Consider the following 16,270-nt stretch of genomic DNA (forward strand, 5'->3'; position numbering starts at 1 on the left):
ACGCCTCCCGCCCCGCGCGTCACTCCGCCGGCTGGGGGCCGTGCCCGGCGCGCGGCTGGCTCTCGAGCGCGGCGAGCCTCGCCGCGATGGCACCGATCGGCTTGGTGTAGGGCGCGAGCAGAAGGTACAGCGCCGGCACGGCATAGAGCGTGACGAAGGTCGAGAAGCTGATGCCCCAGACGATGACGACGCCGAGCGCCTGGCGGCTTTCCGCCCCCGCGCCCGTGGCCATGGCGAGCGGGACCGCGCCGAGCACCGTCGCGATCGAGGTCATCAGGATCGGTCGCAGCCGGACGACCGAGGCTTCCAGGACCGCATCTCGGACCGTCATTCCCCTGTCGCGCAGCTGGTTCGCGAACTCCACCACCAGGATGCCGTTCTTCGCCATGAGCCCGATCAACAGGATCATGCCGATCTGGCTGAAGACGTTGAGCGACTGCCCCGTCCACCAGAGGCCGAACAGGCCGCCCGTGATGGCGAGCGGGGTCGAGAGCAGGATCACGAGCGGGTGGATGAAGCTCTCGAACTGCGCGGCGAGCACCAGGAACACCACAAGCAGGGCCATGGCGAAGGTGACGTAGAGCGCGCCCGAGGATTCCCGGAATTCCAGCGACTGGCCGCGATAGGAGATCCGCGCCTCGCTCGGCAGCACTTCCCGCGCCACGCCATCGAGGAAGGCCAGCGCGTCGCCCAGCGAGTAACCGGGCGCGAGCGAGGCGGTGATGGTGATGGCGCGCACCCGGTCCTCGCGCGCCAGGGTCTGCGCCCGCGCGCGTTCGGACAGCGTGACGACGTTCGACAGCGGCACGAGCCCGCCCGAGGAGGTGCGCACGAACACGTTCTGCAGGTCGTAGGGTGACAGGCGAAGCTCGTCAGGCGCCTGCAGCAGCACCTTGTATTCCTGCCCGCCGACGACGTAGGTCGTCACCTCGCGCGAGCCCATCATCGTCTCGATGGTACGACCCACGGCGGCGATGGAGATGCCGAGGTCGGCGGCCTTGCGGCGGTCGATCTCGACCCGCACCTCGGGCTTCGTCTCCTTGAAGTTGTGGTCGAGGTTGAGCAGGCGCGTATTCGTCCGCGCGCGTTCGAGGAAGGCGTCGCGCCACTGCACGAGCGTGTCGTAGTCGGGCCCGCCGATGACGAACTGCACGGGCGGCTGGAAGCCGCGCTGGCCGAGCGAGGGCGGGTTCAGCGCGAAGCCGCGCACGCCCGGGATCTGCGCGATGCGCGGGAAGACCTCGGCGGCGATCTCCTGCTGCTTGCGCGACCGTTCGGCCCAAGGCGACAGCCGGATGAAGATGTTCGCGACATTCCCAACCGCCGGCCGCTGGAAGCCGCCGACGGTGGCGAAGACGGCCACCGCCTCGCCGTTCTCGACGTAGCGCTGCAGCAGGCGCTCGATCTGCGTCACATGCTCCATCGTATAGCCGAAGGAGGCGCCCTCGGGCCCCGTCGTCGGGATGATGACGACGCCGCGATCCTCAGTCGGCGCGAATTCCTTGGGCAGCACGTTGTAGAGCACGACCGAGAAGGCGCAGATGACGGCCGATGCACCCATCACGAGGATCGGTGCACGCAGCGCCCGGTCAAGAGTCCAGCGCAGGGCACCATTCATGCCGAGGAAGAAGGGCTCAGTGACGCGCACAAGCCAGGTCTCGCCCTCATGCGCCTTCAGCAGCTTCGAGCACATCATTGGCGTCAGCGTCAGCGCGATGAGGCCGGAGAACAGCACCGAGGCCGCGAGCGCGAGCCCGAACTCGGTGAAGAGCCGCCCGGTGTTCCCCCCCATGAAGGACAGCGGCACGAACACCGCGACAAGGACGAGCGTCGTCGCGATGACCGCGAAGGCGATCTCCCGCGCGCCGAGCAGGGAGGCGAGCAGCGGGTCCTCCCCTTCCTCGATCCGGCGATGGATGTTCTCCAGCACCACGATCGCGTCGTCCACGACGAGGCCGATCGCCAGCACGAGGCCGAGCAGCGTCAGCACGTTCACCGAGAAGCCGAGCGCGGCCATGGCGATGAAGGACGCGATGATCGACACCGGGATCGCGACCGAGGGGATGATCGTCGCGCGCACGCTGCGCAGGAACAGGAAGATGACGCCGATGACGAGCAGCAGCGCGATCATCAGCGCGTGCTCGACCTCGTAGATCGACTGGCTGATGAAAAGGCTTTCGTCGTAGCCGACGATCGTGTCCACGCCCTCGGGCAGCGAGGGGCGGATCAGGTCCATCTCCGCCTTCACGCCATTGGCGACGGACAGGGTGTTGGCCGTGGACTGGCGGAGGATGCCCAGGCCGATCGCGGGACGCCCGTTGATCCGATAGGCGCCGCGCGTATCTTCGGCGCCGACCTCGATCCGCGCGACCTCGCCGAGCAGCACCTGAGCGCCGCCGGCGCCGCGGGTGACGACGATCTCGCGGAACTGCTCGGGGCGGCTCATGCGGCTGTCGGTGCGGACCGTCAGCTCGCGCTGCTGGCTCTCGATCCGCCCGCCCGGCAGTTCGATGTTCTCGCGCCGGATCGCGTCCTCGATGTCCTGGACCGTGAGGTTGCGCGCCGCGAGGGCCTGGCGGTCGAGCCACACGCGCATCGAGAAGCGCCGCTCCCCCTGGATCAGCACCTGCGCCACGCCCTCGACGATCGCGAGCCGGTCGACGATGCGCCGTCGCGCGAGGTCGGTCAGGTCGAGCGGTGTCAGCCGGTCCGAGGCCAGCGCGATCCACAGGATCGGGCGGCTGTCGCCGTCCACCTTCGCAACCACGGGCGTGTCAGCCTGCTCGGGCAGGCGCGCCAGCGCGCGCGCCACGCGGTCGCGCACGTCATTCGCCGCGCTGTCGACATTCCGCGTGAGGCGGAATTCGAGCGTGATCTGGCTGCGCTCGTCGCGCGACTGGGAGGAGATCGTCTTGATCCCCTCGATCCCCGCGACGGCGCCTTCGAGAATCTCGGTGATCTGGCTGTCGACGACGGGGGCGGAGGCGCCGCGATAGGTGGTGGTGATCTGGATGATCGGCGGGTCGATGGCCGGGTATTCGCGGATCGGCATGCGCAGCAGCGCGAAGATGCCGAGCACGGTGAGCATCAGCGAGATGACCGTCGCGAAGACCGGCCGCTTGATCGAGACGTCCGATAGGACCATCGCCTGCCGCCCTTCCTGTCAGCTCGTCGGTCGCGTCAGCGTCTCGACGACGCGCACGGGCAGGTCGTTGCGCAGCCTCTGGATGCCGCGCACGACCACGGGCTCGCCGGCGTTCAAGCCTTCGCGGACCTCGACTTCGCCCGGCAGGCGCAGGCCGAGCCGAACTTCCTGCCGCCGCGCGCGCCCATCGCGCACCACGAAGACGAAGGCGCGGTCGCCCACCGGGTCGATCGCCTCCTCAGCGATGAGAAGGGCGCGCTCGCGTTCCTCCAGCACCAACTCGACGGTGAGGAAGAGGCCGGGGCGCAGCGCCTCGTCCGAATTGTCGAACTCGCTGATGACGCGCACGGAGCGCGTGGCGGGGTCGATGCGCGTGTCGATCACCGCCACCGTGCCTTGGAAACGGCGGCTGCCATAGGCGTTGCTGCGCGCCGTCACGCCGCTGCCGACGCGGATGCGCGCCAGGTGCACCTCCGGCACCGCGAATTCCACCCGCACGCGCGCCGTGTCGTCGAGCGTCGTGATCGCCGTGCCCGGCTGGATCAGCGCGCCGGGACTGACCGCGCGCAGCCCGACGCGACCGGCGAAGGGGGCGATGACGCGAAGCTCCTCGAGCCGCGCATCGGCCTGGCGGACGCGCCCTTCGGCCTGGCGCGCCAGCGCTTCCAGCGTTTCCAGCCGCTGCGCCGCGATGGTCTGGCCCGCCTGCAGCTGTCGCGCGCGAACCAACTGGTTTCGCGCATCGTCGAGCAACGCGCGCGCCTGGTCGAGTTCGGCGCGCAGCGCCGCGGCGTCGAGTTGCACGAGCGTCTCGCCCGCGGGAACCAGCTGGCCTTCGGTGAAGCGGATGGTCTCGACGATGCCGGCGACCTTGCTGGTGATGGTCACGGCTTCGCGGGCGCGCACGGTGCCGACGCTCTCCACCCGCTCGACGACGGGTGCCACGCGCACCGGCTGGACGATCACGCCGACCGGCCCGCCCGGCCCGCCACCCCTGGCCGCCTGCTGCGCCGGCTGCAGGCCGAGCAACTGCGCGGGCGGCGGCACGCCAAGCTTGTCGGCGTAGAAGTGCCAACCCGCGCCGGCGCTGCCGAGCACGACCAGTATCGCGACCTGGGTGATCGTTCGCATCGTCAGCCCGCCCAGTTACCGAATCTATCTGATACCTATGGAGGAATTCGGCAAGCCTGCGGGCCGCGGGGGGGGGTCACGGCATGGCGGCTCGGATGCAGCGGGCCATCCGCCCGGGCCCCATCGGACGTGCCTCCGGCACCCCCTGCTGGCAGGCCGGCTCGGCGATCGGGCAGCGCGGCGCGAAGGAACAGGCTTCGGGCAGCTTCTCGAGGCTCGGCGGCGCGCCGGGGATGGTCGTCAGGCGCTTGCCGCGCATCCCGCCATGCACCGTCGCGCCCAGCAGACCTTGCGGATAGGGATGCAGCGGGCCCGCCATGAAGGGCCCGACCGGCCCTTCCTCGACCACCCGTCCGGCATACATCACCGCCACGCGGTCGGCGATTTCGCCCGCCACGCCGAGGTCATGCGTCACGAAGATGACGCCCATGCCGAGCCGCGCCTGCAACTCGCGCAGCAGCAGCAAGACCTGGATCTGCACCGTGGCGTCGAGCGCGGTGGTCGGCTCGTCGGCGAGCAGGAGCTTCGGCTTGCAGGCGAGCGCCACCGCAATCATCGCGCGCTGGCGCAGCCCGCCGGACAACTCATGCGGGTAGGCCGCGAGCCGCCGCTTCGCCGAGGGGATCTGGACCAGCTCGAGCAGTTCGAGCGCCCGCGCCTCCGCCGCGCTGCGCGAGGCCCCTTCATGCCGCTGCACGGCCTCGGCGATCTGCCTTCCGATGGTGAAGACCGGATCGAGCGCGGTCATCGGCTCCTGGAAGATCATGGCGACGTCGCCGCCGCGGAAATCGGCCAATTGGCGCTCGTTCATCGCCTGCACGTCGCGGCCGGCGACCTCGATGCTGCCGCCGACCTTGGCCTGCTTCGGCAGCAGCTTCATCAGCGCGCGCAGCGTGACCGACTTGCCGGAGCCGGATTCACCGAGCAGGCACAGCACCTCCCCCTGCGCGAGGTCGAGGTCGACGCCATTCACCGCATGGACCGTCGTGTCGCGGTTGACGAAGCGCACGCTCAGGTCACGGGCACGGACCAGCGGAGCGCCGGGCTCCAGCTTCAGGGCGGCGCTCATGCGGCGATCCTCGGGGCGGCGCCATGGCCGCTTCCTGGCGTGACGGCGTGGCAGGCAGCCTCATGGCCGGCGGTCAGGCCCGCGGAGGGCGGCTCGCGCTCGGCGCAGACAGCCTCGGCCATCGGGCAGCGCGTGCGGAAGCGGCAACCGGAGGGCGGGTTGACGGGGTTCGGCGGGTCGCCGGTCAGCGGCGGCTCGGTCCGTCGACGCGACGGATCCATGGAGGGGCGGGAGGCGAGCAGCGCGCGCGTATAGGGATGCGCCGGGCGCTCGTAGATCTCCTCGACCGGCCCGGTCTCGGCCACCTTGCCGAGATACATCACCAGCACCCGGTCGCTGATGTACTGCACCACGTTCAGGTCGTGGCTGATGAAGGCGTAGGTCAGGCCGAACTTCTCCTTGAGGTCCATGAGCAGGTTCAGGACCTGCGCCTCGACCGACTTGTCCAGCGCCGAGACCGGCTCGTCGAGGATGACAAGGCGCGGCTGCAGCGCGAGCGCGCGGGCGATGTTGATGCGCTGCCGCTGGCCGCCCGACAATTCGTGCGGATAGCGGCGGGCGAACTGCGCGGGGGCGAGGCCGACGGCGGCGAGCAGGTCGTGCGAGCGTTCCCGGGCCTCGGCCGCCGAGACGCCGTGCACCTTCGGCGCGAAGGCGATGGTCTCCTCGATCGTCAACCGCGGATTGAGCGAGGCGTAGGAATCCTGGAACACCATCTGCACCTGGCGGCGATAGTCGCGCAGCGCGATGCCGCCGGCCTGGTCGTTGCCGCCCACGGATTCGCCATCGAACACCATCTCGCCCGCATCCGGGTCGAGCAGGCGCATGAGCAGCCGCGCGGTGGTCGACTTGCCGCAGCCGGACTCCCCGACGATGCCGAGGGTCTCCCCCTTGCGGATCGACAGGTCCACCCCGTCCACCGCCCGCACCACCGCGACCTGGCGGCCGAACAGCCCGCCGCGGATGGGGAAATGCTTCACGAGGCCGCGGACTTCGAGCAGCGGCTGGGCGGGGCCGCCGCGATCGGGCGCCTGGGTGAGCTGTGTCATGTCTTCAGGACTAGCAACCATCGTGCCGCGACCTCCCGCCCCGGCGACTCCGTGGCCGCCGGCATGCCTGCCCAAGCCTCGGGCGTTTCGCCCATTCCAGCGGCAGCATGCCGCGTCGCCGCCGTCCGTGCTAGGAGGGCCCCGGACGGGTTGGAGGCAGGCCGATGCGGGCGATCTTCGTCATGATCAAGTGCGACATGGGCCAGGCCTATCGCGTCGCCCGGGACATGGCCGACGGCATCGAGGAACTGTCGGAGATGCATTCCATCTCCGGCCAGTACGACCTGCTCGGGAAGTTCTACCTGGAGGCCGACCGCGACATCGGGCTGTTCGTGGTGGAGAAGATCCAGACCGTGCCCGGCGTGAAGGACACCTACACGCTGCAGACCTTCAACGCCTTCTCGGGCCCCCGCGGCTGATTGTGGCGCGGCGCCACGAAGGCGCCGCCGCTTCGCCAGGGCAAGGCCCCGCGCCCGACATGGCGCGGCGGAATGATGCAGGCCTCGGGAGGTTCCCTGCCATGCGTCTCATCCCCGCCCTCGCTCTCTCCGCCAGCCTCGCGCTCGGCGCCTGCACCCATCCGGACGGTTCGACCGATTGGGGCAGCACCCTGGCCCTCGGTGGCGGCGTCGCCGCGCTGACCGGCGTCGCGCTGCTCGCCGCCAACAACAGCGACGACCGGCGCTACCGCCGCGACTACCGGCGCCATGGCGGCTACTATCAGCAGCAACCGCGGCACGCCGGCTACTACCGGGACCGCGGCTACCAGCGCTCCTACTGGTAAGGCTCAGTCCCAGCCGACCGCGCCGGGCATCTCCTTGATGGCCGGCGCGGCGCGCAGCGCGGCGAGGTCCGGCGCGGGCCGGCGCAGCACCGGGTCATGCGCGAAGGCCTCCTCGATCGCCGCCGCGACGCGCAGCACCAGCGCATCGCCCCCACGCGGCCCCACGATCTGCAAACCGAAGGGCATCCCCAGCCGGTCGAGCCCCATGGGCAGCGAGATCGCCGGATGGCCGCACAGCGTCGGGTAGTAGGCGCAGGCGAGCCAGTGGAAGTAGGTCCGCGTCGGATTGCCGTCGATCTCGGCCGGGTAGAGTTCCTTCCACGGCCGGGGGGAGATCGTGATCGCCGGCGTGATCAGCACGTCGTGCCGGGCGAAGAAATGCTGCCAGGCGCGGTACATGCGCGTCTGGGCCTGGGTCGCGTTCGCCGCATCCTCGAGCGTGTAGCGCAGCCCTTCCTCGACATTGGCGCGGACATTCGGGCCGACATCCTGCGGGCGCTCCCGCACCTTCTGCGCATGGGCGGACAGGAAGCCCATGGCGCGCAGCACCTCGAAGGCCTCGTCGCCGCCGCGGCAATCCGGGTCCGCTTCCTCCGCCGCGCCGAACAGCTTCGCCACGGCCTGGGCGCGGCCGGCGAAGACCTCGCGGATGTGCTTCTCGACCGGCGCCTGACCGAAATCGGCGCTGACGGCGAGCCGCAGCGACGAAAGGTCGATCGGCCTGAGCGGGTGATAGCGGTCCGGCACGCCGCGCACGGGCTCACCCGGCAGGGTGTAGGCGAGCGGGTCCATCGCGTCGTCCGACGCCATGGCCGAGAACAGCAGCGCGGTGTCGGGCACGGAGCGCGCCATCGGCCCGAGGACCGGCAGGCCCGACCAGCCATGCCCGCGCTTTTCCGACGGCACCACGCCGGGCGAGGGCCGGTAGCCGACGATGCCGTTGAAGGCCGCCGGGTTGCGCAGCGAACCGCCGGTGTCCGAGCCCGAGCAGATCGGCGCCATGCCCGTCGCGAGCGCCACGCCCGACCCGCCGGAGGACCCAGCCGCGGACTTCGTCGGATCGAAGGGATTGCCCGTGACGCCATAGACGGCGTTGCGCGTGTTCGCCCCGGCGCCGAATTCGGGCGTGTTGGTCTTGCCGATCACGATCGCGCCGGCGCGGCGCAGGTTCGCGACCATGCCGCAATCGGCCTCCGGCACGAAATCCTTGTAGATCGGGCTGCCATAGGTGGTGACGAGGCCCTTCGTCTCCTCCAGGTCCTTGATGCCGACGGGCAGGCCGTGAAGGGCGCCGATCACCTCGCCCCGCATCACCGCCGCCTCGGCCGCCTTCGCTCCGGCGCGCGCCGCGGCTTCGTCCATCGCGACCATCGCGTTCACGGCGTGGTTCACCTCGCCGATCCGCTTCAGGCAGGAGTCGAGCAGTTCCACCGGCGAGAGGGCACGGCGCCCGATCAGGCGGCGGGCCTCGACGGCCGAGAGGTCGCAGGGTTCGGTCATGCGCCGAGTTCCTTTTCGTAAGCGTCGCGCGTGTGCTGGTCGAAACAGGCGAAGGTGACGTCGATGTCGCCGTCGCGGGCAGTCTCCCCCCGCACCGTGGCGACGGCAATCCGGGTCGCGTCCCGCAGCGGGTATCCGAAGATGCCGGTGGAGATGGCCGGGAAGGCGATGGACCGTCCGCCCGCGGCGCGGAGCAACGCCAGGCTGTTCCGGTAGCAGCCGGCGAGCAGCGCCGGCTCCCCTGCCCCGCCGCCCTGCCAAACGGGCCCGACGGCGTGGATGACGTGCCGCGCCTTCAGCGCGAAGCCCGGAGTGATGCGCGCCTGCCCCGTCGGGCAGGGCGCGAGCGGCCGGCAGGCCTCGACCAGCCGCTCCGCCCCCGCCGCGCGGAAGATCGCGCCGCAGACGCCGCCGCCCATCGCCAGGCGCTCATTCGCCGCGTTCACGATCGCATCGACATCGAGCGTCGTGATGTCGGCGACGATCGCGCGCAGCGGCATGCGCGCCCCCTCAGTAGCCCAGCGCGCAGCCATCCTTGCGCGGGTCGGACCCGCCGACGAGGCAGCCCTTCTCCCGGTCGATGTAGATCGCCTGGCCGCCGCCATGCGGCTTGTCGATCAGCTCGCAGGTATGGCCGAGCCGGTTCAGGCGATCGACGACGCTGCCCGGGATGCCGCGTTCCACCTGCACCTTGCCGTCCTGCGGCATCAGGCGCGGATGGTCGATCGCCTGCTGCACGTCGAGGCCGAACTCGAAGTGGTTGGTCAGGAACAGCGTCTGACCGGTCGGCTGGAAGCGTCCGCCCATCACGCCATAGGGCATGATCGCCTGCCCGTCCTTCATCACCATGCCGGGGATGATGGTGTGCAGCGGCCGCTTGTTCGGCGCGATGCAGTTCGGGTGGCCTTCCTGCAGGCGGAAGCCGAAGCCGCGGTTCTGCAGCATGACGCCGGCCTTCTCAGCCAGGATGCCGGACCCGAAGCCCTCGAACAGCGAGTTGATGAAGGAACAGGCGTTGCCGTCCTTGTCGACGACGCAGAGGTAGACGGTGTCCTTGTGCCGGGCGAAGTCGCTCTCGCCGGCCGGCGGCAGTTCGGCCATCGCGGCCTCGTCGCGGATGATGCCCGCGAGACGTCCGAGATACTCGTCCGACAGCAGCTTCGCGACCGGCACGTCGACCATGGACGGGTCGGCGAGGAAGGCGTCGCGGTCGCGGTAGACCAGGCGCGCGGCCTCGATGTGGCGGTGGTAGCGCTCGGCGCTCCAGGGCCCCTGCTCCGGCGTCGGCTTCTTGCCGAGGATGCCGAGGATCTGCAGCACATGCATGCCGACGCCGTTCGGCGGGCACTGGAACACCTTCATGCCGCGCCAGTCGATCGAGATCGGCTCGACGAACTCCGCCACATCGGCGCCGCGGGCGAAGTCTTCCTCCGTGTGGGTGCCGCCGGCGGCGCGCAGCGTGGCGACGATGTCGGCCGCCACCTCGCCCTCGTAGAAGGCCTTCTTGCCGCGCGCGGCGATGGCCCGCAGCGTGCGGGCGAGTTCCGGCTGGATGAAGCGGCTGCCGAGCGCGGGCGCCTCCCCATCCTTCAGGAAGCGCCGGGCGGAGGCCCCGTGCTTCATCAGCTTGCCGACCGAGCCCTGCCAGTCATTGGCGACGCGCGGGGAGACGGCAAAGCCTTCCTCGGCATAGCGGATCGCGGGCTGGAGGATGGCGTCGAGGCCGAGCCGCCCATGGGCACGGTTCAGAGCCTCCCAGGCGCTGATCGCGCCAGGCACGGTCACCGAATGGGCGGAAGTGTTGACCATGGTGGTCAGGCCCGCGGCGCGCAGCGCCTCCGGCGTCGCGCCGGCCGGCGCGCGGCCCGAGCCGTTCATCGCGATGACCTTGGAAGACCCGGCCGGGACGTAGAGGCAGAAGCAATCGCCCCCGATGCCCGTGCTCTGCGGCTCGATCACGCATTGCACGGCGCAGGCGGCGATGGCGGCGTCGAGCGCATTGCCCCCGGCCCGCAGGATGTCGAGCGCGGCGAGCGTCGCCTGGGGCATGGAGGTGGCGGCCATGCCGTTGGTCCCATAGGCGGGGCTGCGGCCGGGCAGGTGGAAATCACGCATCGCGGAATGGTCCGTTTCCTGGAAGTGCCTCGGCTGGAAGTGCCTTGGATTGCCTCCCTCATGCATCGGGACGCCCGGCAGGGAAAGCCCCGCCGGCGCGGGTCGGCCCTTCGCACCGGAAGCGACCCGGTCTAAGGGGGCGCCATGAGCGAGATCGCGACCTTCGACGAGTTCGACCGCCTCGACATCCGCGTCGGCACCATCGTCGATGCCCAGCCCTTTCCGGAGGCGCGAAAGCCGTCGATCCGCCTCTGGGTCGATTTCGGCGGCAGCCTGGGGGTGAAGCGTTCCTCGGCGCAGATCACGGTGCACTACGCGCCGGACCGGCTGATCGGCCGGCAGGTGATGGCGGTGGTGAATTTTGCGCCCCGCCGGATCGCGGGCTTCGAGAGCGAGGTCCTGGTGCTCGGCGTGCCGGACGAGAACGGGGCGGTGGTGCTCCTGAAGCCCGATCTCAGGGTGCCCGACGGGGGGAAGATGTTCTGATGGCGCAGAAATACTACACGGTCACCTGGGACCAGCTGCACCGGGACAGCAAGGCGCTGGCCTGGCGGCTGCTGGAACGCGGGCCCTATCGCGGCATCGTCGCCATCACGCGCGGCGGCCTCATCCCGGCCGCGATCATCGCGCGGGAACTCGACTGCCGGCTGATCGAGAGTGTCTCCATCGTCACCTATGACGAGGAGAAGCGCGGCGAGCCGCGCGTCGCCAAGCCCCCGGTCGCGGCGGGCGACGGCGAAGGCTGGCTGATCCTGGATGATCTCGTGGACACGGGCACGACGGCGCGCGTCATCCGCGCCCTGCTGCCCAAGGCGCATTTCGCGACGGTCTATGCGAAGCCCGCCGGCAAGCCGACGGTCGACACCTTCATCACGGAAGTGTCCCAGGACACCTGGATCCTGTTTCCCTGGGACACGGAGCCTCAGTTCATCGCGCCGATCGCGAAGTCGGTCGCGCAATAGGGCCCGAATTCACGGGCCGCCGAGCCTTTTGAGCGCACCGGAATAGTCCGGCTTGTCCCAGCTGAAGACGTCGGTGCCGCTCTCGACCGAACGGCACGCGCTCCAATGGATTGTCGCGCTGGGGGTCTTGGTCTGGACCCAGCGAACGATGTCGGACAGATGGCGGCCTGAATCCTTGTCCTTCTCGGTGATGTACTGCGGATTGGCGCTGCTCGACATGGCGAGGTTGAGGTAGCCTCCCGCCTTGCTGGAGAAGAGCCGGTAGTCCCAGCACATGCCGCCGGATGCGATGGTCTCGACCGCCGCGGGGCCCGCCCCTCCGGTCACGACCTGGTCCACTCGCTGCCCGATGGTGTTCGGCAGGCTCTCGGTATCGTTGACGTAGAAGTGGATGGTAATGCCCAGCGGCACCTTGAACTTCGCGTCGGACGGCCAGCGCGCGCCGTGGCCGCCGCACACATAGTCCAGCCGCCGAAAGAGCGAGGCCTTCAGGGCACTGACACTTGTTCCCGACATGATGCACGCCTCCGTTTCGCCAATGTGGCGAAGGGGACGTTATCCGCTTTTGCGCGATCGTCGGCAGACAAAATTCAACCGATGGTCGGACGGATCAGGCCGCCGTCTCCTCCCGGCTCGCCATCACCTTGTCCACGCGGCGCCCGTCCATGTCGACGATCTCGAACCGCCAGCCGGCCCAGACGATGCGGTCCCCTTCCCTGGGCACGCGCTGCAACAGCGCCAGCATCAACCCCGCGACCGTGTGGTAGGTGCCCGCACCGGGCAGCTCCGGCAGCTCGAGCCGCGCGCGCAGCTCGTCCGAAGGCATGGAGCCGTCGAGCAGCAGCGATCCGTCGTGCCGCTCGACCGCGACGCCCGCCTCCATGTGCTCGGTCACGCCAAGCTCGCCGACGATCGCCTCGAGCAGGTCGGAGGCGGTGACGACGCCCTCGAAGGAGCCGTACTCGTCCATCACCAGCGCCATGCCGAGCCTGTCGCCGCGCAACCGCTCGAGCGCGTCGAGCGCCGAGAGCGTGTCGGGCAGCACGAGCGGCTGGCGCATCGCGCTGCCGAGCGACATGGGCTGGCCGCCGAGCATCTGGTCGAGCAGGTCCTTGGCCACGACCACGCCGACCACGTTGTCGACGCGGCCATCGGCGACGACGAAGCGCGTCACGTCGCTCCCGCGCAGCCGTGCCGCGATCTCCTCCGCCGGGTCCGAGCGGTCGAGCCAGGCGAGGTCGTTGCGCGGCGTCATCAGGGCGCGCACCGGCTTGTCGGCAAGCCGCAGCACGCGCTCGATCATGTGCCGCTCCTCGGTCACCAGCGCGCCGGCCTGGGCGCCTTCGGCGACGACGGCCTTCACCTCCTCTTCCGTCACGGACTGCTCGGGCGGCGGCGGCGGGCCGAAAAGGCCAAGCACGAGCGCCGAGGATTTGCCCAGCACCCAGACGACCGGGGCGGAATAGCGCGCGAGCGCAGCGAGCGGGCGCGAGACGAGGATGGCGACCCGCTCCGGGTTGCGCAGCGCGACCTGCTTCGGAACCAGTTCGCCCAGGATCAGGCTGAGATAGGTGATCAGCACGACCACCAGCGCGAAGGCGATCTCGTCGCCATAGGGGGCGACGCCGGGAATCGCCTCGAACGCCGCGCCGAGCGTCGTGGCGAGCGTCGCGCCGCCATAGGCGCCGGCGAAGATGCCGACCATGGTGATGCCCACCTGCACGGTCGGCAGGAAGCGCTGCGGGTCCTCGGCGAGCGCGATGGCGGCCTCCGCCCCCAGGCTGCCCCTGCGCTGCAGCGCCAGCAGGCGGGACCGCCGCGCGGAGACGATCGCCAGTTCGCTCATGGCGAAGACGCCGTTCAGCAGGACGAGCAGGACGATGATGCCGATCTCGAGGGCGATGCCCATGATGCGTGGAACCTCCGGCGCGGCTTGTAGACGAGGCGGGGGCGCAAACGAAGCCGCGGCGCGGCTTGCTTCGCGGGCAGGATGGGCGCGATGCTTGGATTGCGCCTGTCGCGTCGGTCCGCGGGGCCTCCCGCAACCCACCGGAGGGCCAATTCGCGGAATTTCGCGACAATCTACGGATTAAGAGACAATTTCCACTCGCCTCGGTCGCGGAAGTGGGTTAATGGACCATTAACGCCCTGAGCGAGGTCCCATGTCCGCCACCGACACCGCCCTTCCCTCCACGCCCCAGGCGGCGATCTCCATGTTCCCGCAGCGCCCGGAGGACCGCCTCCGCCTCGCCCTGCGCCGCCTGGACGAGGCGATCGGCGAGCAGTCCCAGGCCACCGCCGGCCTGCGCAGCGCCATCGGCGACCTGTCCCGCACCATGGCGAAGCTCGGCCAGAGCGTGAACGGCTACCGCAGCGCGCTCGACAGCACCGCCGTCGAGATCGAGAAGGCCCTCGCCTCCGCCCGCCGCCTGCAGGCGACGGCCGACCGGATGGTCGTGTAACGCAGCTTCCGACCAGCGGGACACCGCTGATCCGGTGACGCCGTAGCACCTTCCCGCTTGCCGGCGGCCCCCGCCGGCCGAAACATGGCGCGCCCCCGAGGACGCGCCATGCATGACCTGATCCCCCGCCTGCGCCAGGCCCGCATCATTCCCGTGGTGCGCGCCAGCACCGCCGCCCGCGCCGCGACCGCGGTCGCCTGGCTGCAGGAGGCCGGGCTGCGCATCTTCGAGATCACCATGACCGTGCCCGAGGCGCCGGCGCTGATCCGGGCCCTGGCCGCCGACCCCGACCTGCTGGTCGGCGCCGGCACGGTGCCGGATGCGCGCACCGCCGAGGCCTGCCTCGAGGCCGGCGCCCGCTTCATCGTCGCCCCCTGGGTCGATGCCTCGCTCTCCGAACCCTGCCGCGACGCCGGCGCCTGCCTGATGCTCGGCGCGCTGACGCCGACCGAGGTGCGCGCCGCGCTCGCCGCCGGGGCGGATGTGGTGAAGGTCTTCCCGGCGGGATCGGCGGGGGGGCCCGCGCACATCAAGGCGCTGCGCGCCGTCTTCCCCGATGTCGCCTTCTGCCCCACCGGCGGCGTCGACGCGCGCAACGCGCCGGACTACCTGGCCGCCGGCGCCGCCTTCGTGGGCATCGGCGGGAAACTTGTGGACGAATCCCTAGTCGCGGCCGGCGACCGCGCCGCCATCACCCGCGCGGCCGAGGACGCGCTCGGCATCATGCGCGCCTGAGATGCCGGACCTGCTCTGCATGGGCGAGCCGATGCTGGAGTTCAACCAGCAGGCGCCCGGCGCCGATGGCCGCGTGCTGTACCTGGAAGGCCATGGGGGCGACACCTCCAACGCCGCCATCGCCGCGGCGCGCTCCGGCGCCTCGGTCGGCTATGTCACCGCAATCGGCCAGGACGGGCCGGGCGATTCCTTCATGGCGCTCTGGGCGCGGGAAGGCGTCGATACCGCGACCGTGATCCGCCGCGCCGATGCACCGACCGGCATCTACTTCGTCACGCATGATGCGCGCGGGCACAACTTCACCTTCTACCGGACCGGCAGCGCCGCCGCGCGCTACCGCCCCGAGGAGGTGCCGGAGGCCGCGATCCGCGCCGCGCGCATGCTGCACGTCTCCGGCATCAGCCAGGCGATCTCGGACAGCGCCTGCGACGCCGTGTTCCGGGCGATCGCCATCGCGCGGGAGGCGGGCGTCCGCGTCTCCTACGACACCAATCTTCGGCTCCGGCTCTGGCCCGCCGCCAGGGCGGCCGCCGTGATCCACGCCGCGATCGGCCTGGCGGACATCGCGCTGCCCTCGCTCGACGACGCGACGGCGCTGACCGGACTCTCCGACCCCGACGCGGTGGCGGATTTCTACCTGCGCCTGTGCCCGCTGGTGCTGCTGAAATGCGGCGCGGCGGGCTGCCTTGTCGCGACGCGGGAGGAGCGCAGGCGGATCGCGCCGCATCCGGTGGACGCGGTGGACGCGACCGGTGCGGGGGACACCTTCGCCGGCGCCTTCCTCGCCCGCACGCTTGCCGGGGACGACCCCGTCGCGGCGGCGCGCTACGCCAATGCGGCCGCCGCGCTGTCCACCACGGGCTATGGCGCCGTCGCGCCCATCCCACGCCCCGCAGAGATCCAAGCCATGCTGGCGCCATGAGGCCCGCCGCGCTCGCCTTGGCGGCACTCCTGCTCGCCGCGGCGGGCGAGGCGCCGCCAGGGGGCATCCTGTCCTGGTGCGGCGGCGGCGTGACCGGGGGCGGCGGCGGCCTGCGCATCGCCCCGGACGGCAGCGTGACGCAGTTGCGCCGTGACCGCGCCGGGGCGCCGCTGGTCGAGACGCCGGCACCGGAGCGGCGCGCGGACTATGCGCGCCTCGCCGCGATGCTCGACGCCGCCGGCTTCACGCGCCTTCCCCGCGGCACGCCCTCGAACATGACCTGCTCCCTGGCCTGGCGCGACGGCCCGCGGAACCACGAGGTCCTGTGGCCCATCGGGCAGCCGCCGGCAGCACTTGGGCCGATCCTGCGGGACATCGAGGCGCTGCGCTGACAAC

Annotated in this window: 17 protein-coding genes; 8 read left to right on the forward strand and 9 right to left on the reverse strand. The window is 70.8% G+C overall.

Annotation, left to right across the window (positions count from 1 at the left end; all coding sequences use genetic code 11):
• Window positions 1-19 precede the first annotated feature (19 nt).
• The 4 genes from J5Y09_RS18890 to J5Y09_RS18905 all read right to left on the reverse strand — a co-directional run bounded on the left by J5Y09_RS18890 (window position 20) and on the right by J5Y09_RS18905 (window position 6,394).
• The gene (locus tag J5Y09_RS18890) at window positions 20-3,145 is read right to left on the reverse strand and encodes an efflux RND transporter permease subunit (protein WP_209353378.1); all 3,126 of its coding nucleotides are present in this window, start codon (window positions 3,143-3,145) and stop codon (window positions 20-22) included.
• A gap of 18 nt (window positions 3,146-3,163) precedes the next feature.
• Complete coding sequence (locus J5Y09_RS18895) at window positions 3,164-4,276, reverse strand: efflux RND transporter periplasmic adaptor subunit (protein ID WP_209353379.1); 1,113 nt, start codon at window positions 4,274-4,276, stop codon at window positions 3,164-3,166.
• Between the two features lie 76 nt (window positions 4,277-4,352).
• The gene (locus J5Y09_RS18900; RefSeq protein WP_209353380.1) at window positions 4,353-5,345 is read right to left on the reverse strand and encodes an ABC transporter ATP-binding protein; all 993 of its coding nucleotides are present in this window, start codon (window positions 5,343-5,345) and stop codon (window positions 4,353-4,355) included.
• Entirely contained in the window at window positions 5,342-6,394 is a 1,053-nt protein-coding gene (locus tag J5Y09_RS18905) for an ABC transporter ATP-binding protein (protein ID WP_209353381.1), read from the reverse strand. Before J5Y09_RS18905 ends, J5Y09_RS18900 begins: the two co-directional genes overlap by 4 nt.
• Before the next feature lie 164 nt (window positions 6,395-6,558).
• On the opposite strand from J5Y09_RS18905, the gene J5Y09_RS18910 reads away from it, so the two are divergent.
• Both J5Y09_RS18910 and J5Y09_RS18915 read left to right on the forward strand, forming a co-directional pair.
• Window positions 6,559-6,813, forward strand: coding sequence for an Lrp/AsnC ligand binding domain-containing protein (locus J5Y09_RS18910; RefSeq protein WP_198374231.1), 255 nt, complete (start codon window positions 6,559-6,561; stop codon window positions 6,811-6,813).
• Between the two features lie 101 nt (window positions 6,814-6,914).
• Entirely contained in the window at window positions 6,915-7,178 is a 264-nt protein-coding gene (locus J5Y09_RS18915) for a hypothetical protein (RefSeq protein ID WP_209353382.1), read from the forward strand.
• Window positions 7,179-7,181: 3 nt separating this feature from the next.
• Here the strand turns inward: J5Y09_RS18915 and J5Y09_RS18920 are convergent, their stop codons facing one another.
• From J5Y09_RS18920 to ggt, 3 genes are read right to left on the reverse strand one after another with little or no spacing between them, the layout of a single operon-like run.
• On the reverse strand, window positions 7,182-8,678 hold the full coding sequence (locus J5Y09_RS18920; protein ID WP_209353383.1) for an amidase: 1,497 nt from the start codon (window positions 8,676-8,678) through the stop codon (window positions 7,182-7,184).
• A complete protein-coding gene (locus J5Y09_RS18925; RefSeq protein ID WP_209353384.1) occupies window positions 8,675-9,178 on the reverse strand; it encodes a macro domain-containing protein in 504 nt (167 codons plus the stop codon). The genes J5Y09_RS18920 and J5Y09_RS18925 overlap by 4 nt, the downstream gene beginning before the upstream one ends.
• Window positions 9,179-9,188: 10 nt before the next feature.
• Window positions 9,189-10,793, reverse strand: a complete 1,605-nt coding sequence (ggt, locus tag J5Y09_RS18930; protein WP_209353385.1) for a gamma-glutamyltransferase — start codon at window positions 10,791-10,793, stop codon at window positions 9,189-9,191.
• Between the two features lie 144 nt (window positions 10,794-10,937).
• Here ggt and J5Y09_RS18935 point away from each other — a divergent pair, with 144 nt between their 5' ends.
• Window positions 10,938-11,279 carry a tRNA-binding protein gene (locus J5Y09_RS18935; RefSeq protein WP_209353386.1) on the forward strand — a complete coding sequence of 114 codons (342 nt, stop codon included), beginning with the start codon at window positions 10,938-10,940 and terminating at the stop codon, window positions 11,277-11,279.
• Window positions 11,279-11,755, forward strand: a complete 477-nt coding sequence (gpt, locus tag J5Y09_RS18940) for a xanthine phosphoribosyltransferase (protein ID WP_209353387.1) — start codon at window positions 11,279-11,281, stop codon at window positions 11,753-11,755. Before J5Y09_RS18935 ends, gpt begins: the two co-directional genes overlap by 1 nt.
• Before the next feature lie 9 nt (window positions 11,756-11,764).
• Here gpt and J5Y09_RS18945 read toward each other — a convergent pair whose 3' ends face one another.
• Together J5Y09_RS18945 and J5Y09_RS18950 are read right to left on the reverse strand one after the other, a co-directional pair.
• Complete coding sequence (locus J5Y09_RS18945) at window positions 11,765-12,271, reverse strand: putative adhesin (RefSeq protein WP_209353388.1); 507 nt, start codon at window positions 12,269-12,271, stop codon at window positions 11,765-11,767.
• A gap of 94 nt (window positions 12,272-12,365) precedes the next feature.
• Window positions 12,366-13,664 carry a hemolysin family protein gene (locus J5Y09_RS18950; protein WP_209353389.1) on the reverse strand — a complete coding sequence of 433 codons (1,299 nt, stop codon included), beginning with the start codon at window positions 13,662-13,664 and terminating at the stop codon, window positions 12,366-12,368.
• A 253-nt stretch (window positions 13,665-13,917) separates the two neighbouring features.
• Here J5Y09_RS18950 and J5Y09_RS18955 point away from each other — a divergent pair, with 253 nt between their 5' ends.
• The 4 genes from J5Y09_RS18955 to J5Y09_RS18970 all read left to right on the forward strand — a co-directional run bounded on the left by J5Y09_RS18955 (window position 13,918) and on the right by J5Y09_RS18970 (window position 16,266).
• Window positions 13,918-14,217: a hypothetical protein gene (locus tag J5Y09_RS18955; protein WP_209353390.1), complete on the forward strand. Its 300-nt coding sequence runs from the start codon at window positions 13,918-13,920 to the stop codon at window positions 14,215-14,217.
• 108 nt (window positions 14,218-14,325) lie between these two features.
• Window positions 14,326-14,952: a bifunctional 4-hydroxy-2-oxoglutarate aldolase/2-dehydro-3-deoxy-phosphogluconate aldolase gene (locus J5Y09_RS18960; RefSeq protein WP_245217234.1), complete on the forward strand. Its 627-nt coding sequence runs from the start codon at window positions 14,326-14,328 to the stop codon at window positions 14,950-14,952.
• Between the two features lies 1 nt (window position 14,953).
• Window positions 14,954-15,874 carry a sugar kinase gene (locus tag J5Y09_RS18965; RefSeq protein ID WP_209353392.1) on the forward strand — a complete coding sequence of 307 codons (921 nt, stop codon included), beginning with the start codon at window positions 14,954-14,956 and terminating at the stop codon, window positions 15,872-15,874.
• Window positions 15,871-16,266: a hypothetical protein gene (locus J5Y09_RS18970; protein WP_209353393.1), complete on the forward strand. Its 396-nt coding sequence runs from the start codon at window positions 15,871-15,873 to the stop codon at window positions 16,264-16,266. The genes J5Y09_RS18965 and J5Y09_RS18970 overlap by 4 nt, the downstream gene beginning before the upstream one ends.
• The last annotated feature ends 4 nt before the right edge of the window (window positions 16,267-16,270 follow it).

The organism is Roseomonas nitratireducens, assembly GCF_017813355.1.
Taxonomy (GTDB): Bacteria; Pseudomonadota; Alphaproteobacteria; order Acetobacterales; family Acetobacteraceae; genus Neoroseomonas; species Neoroseomonas nitratireducens.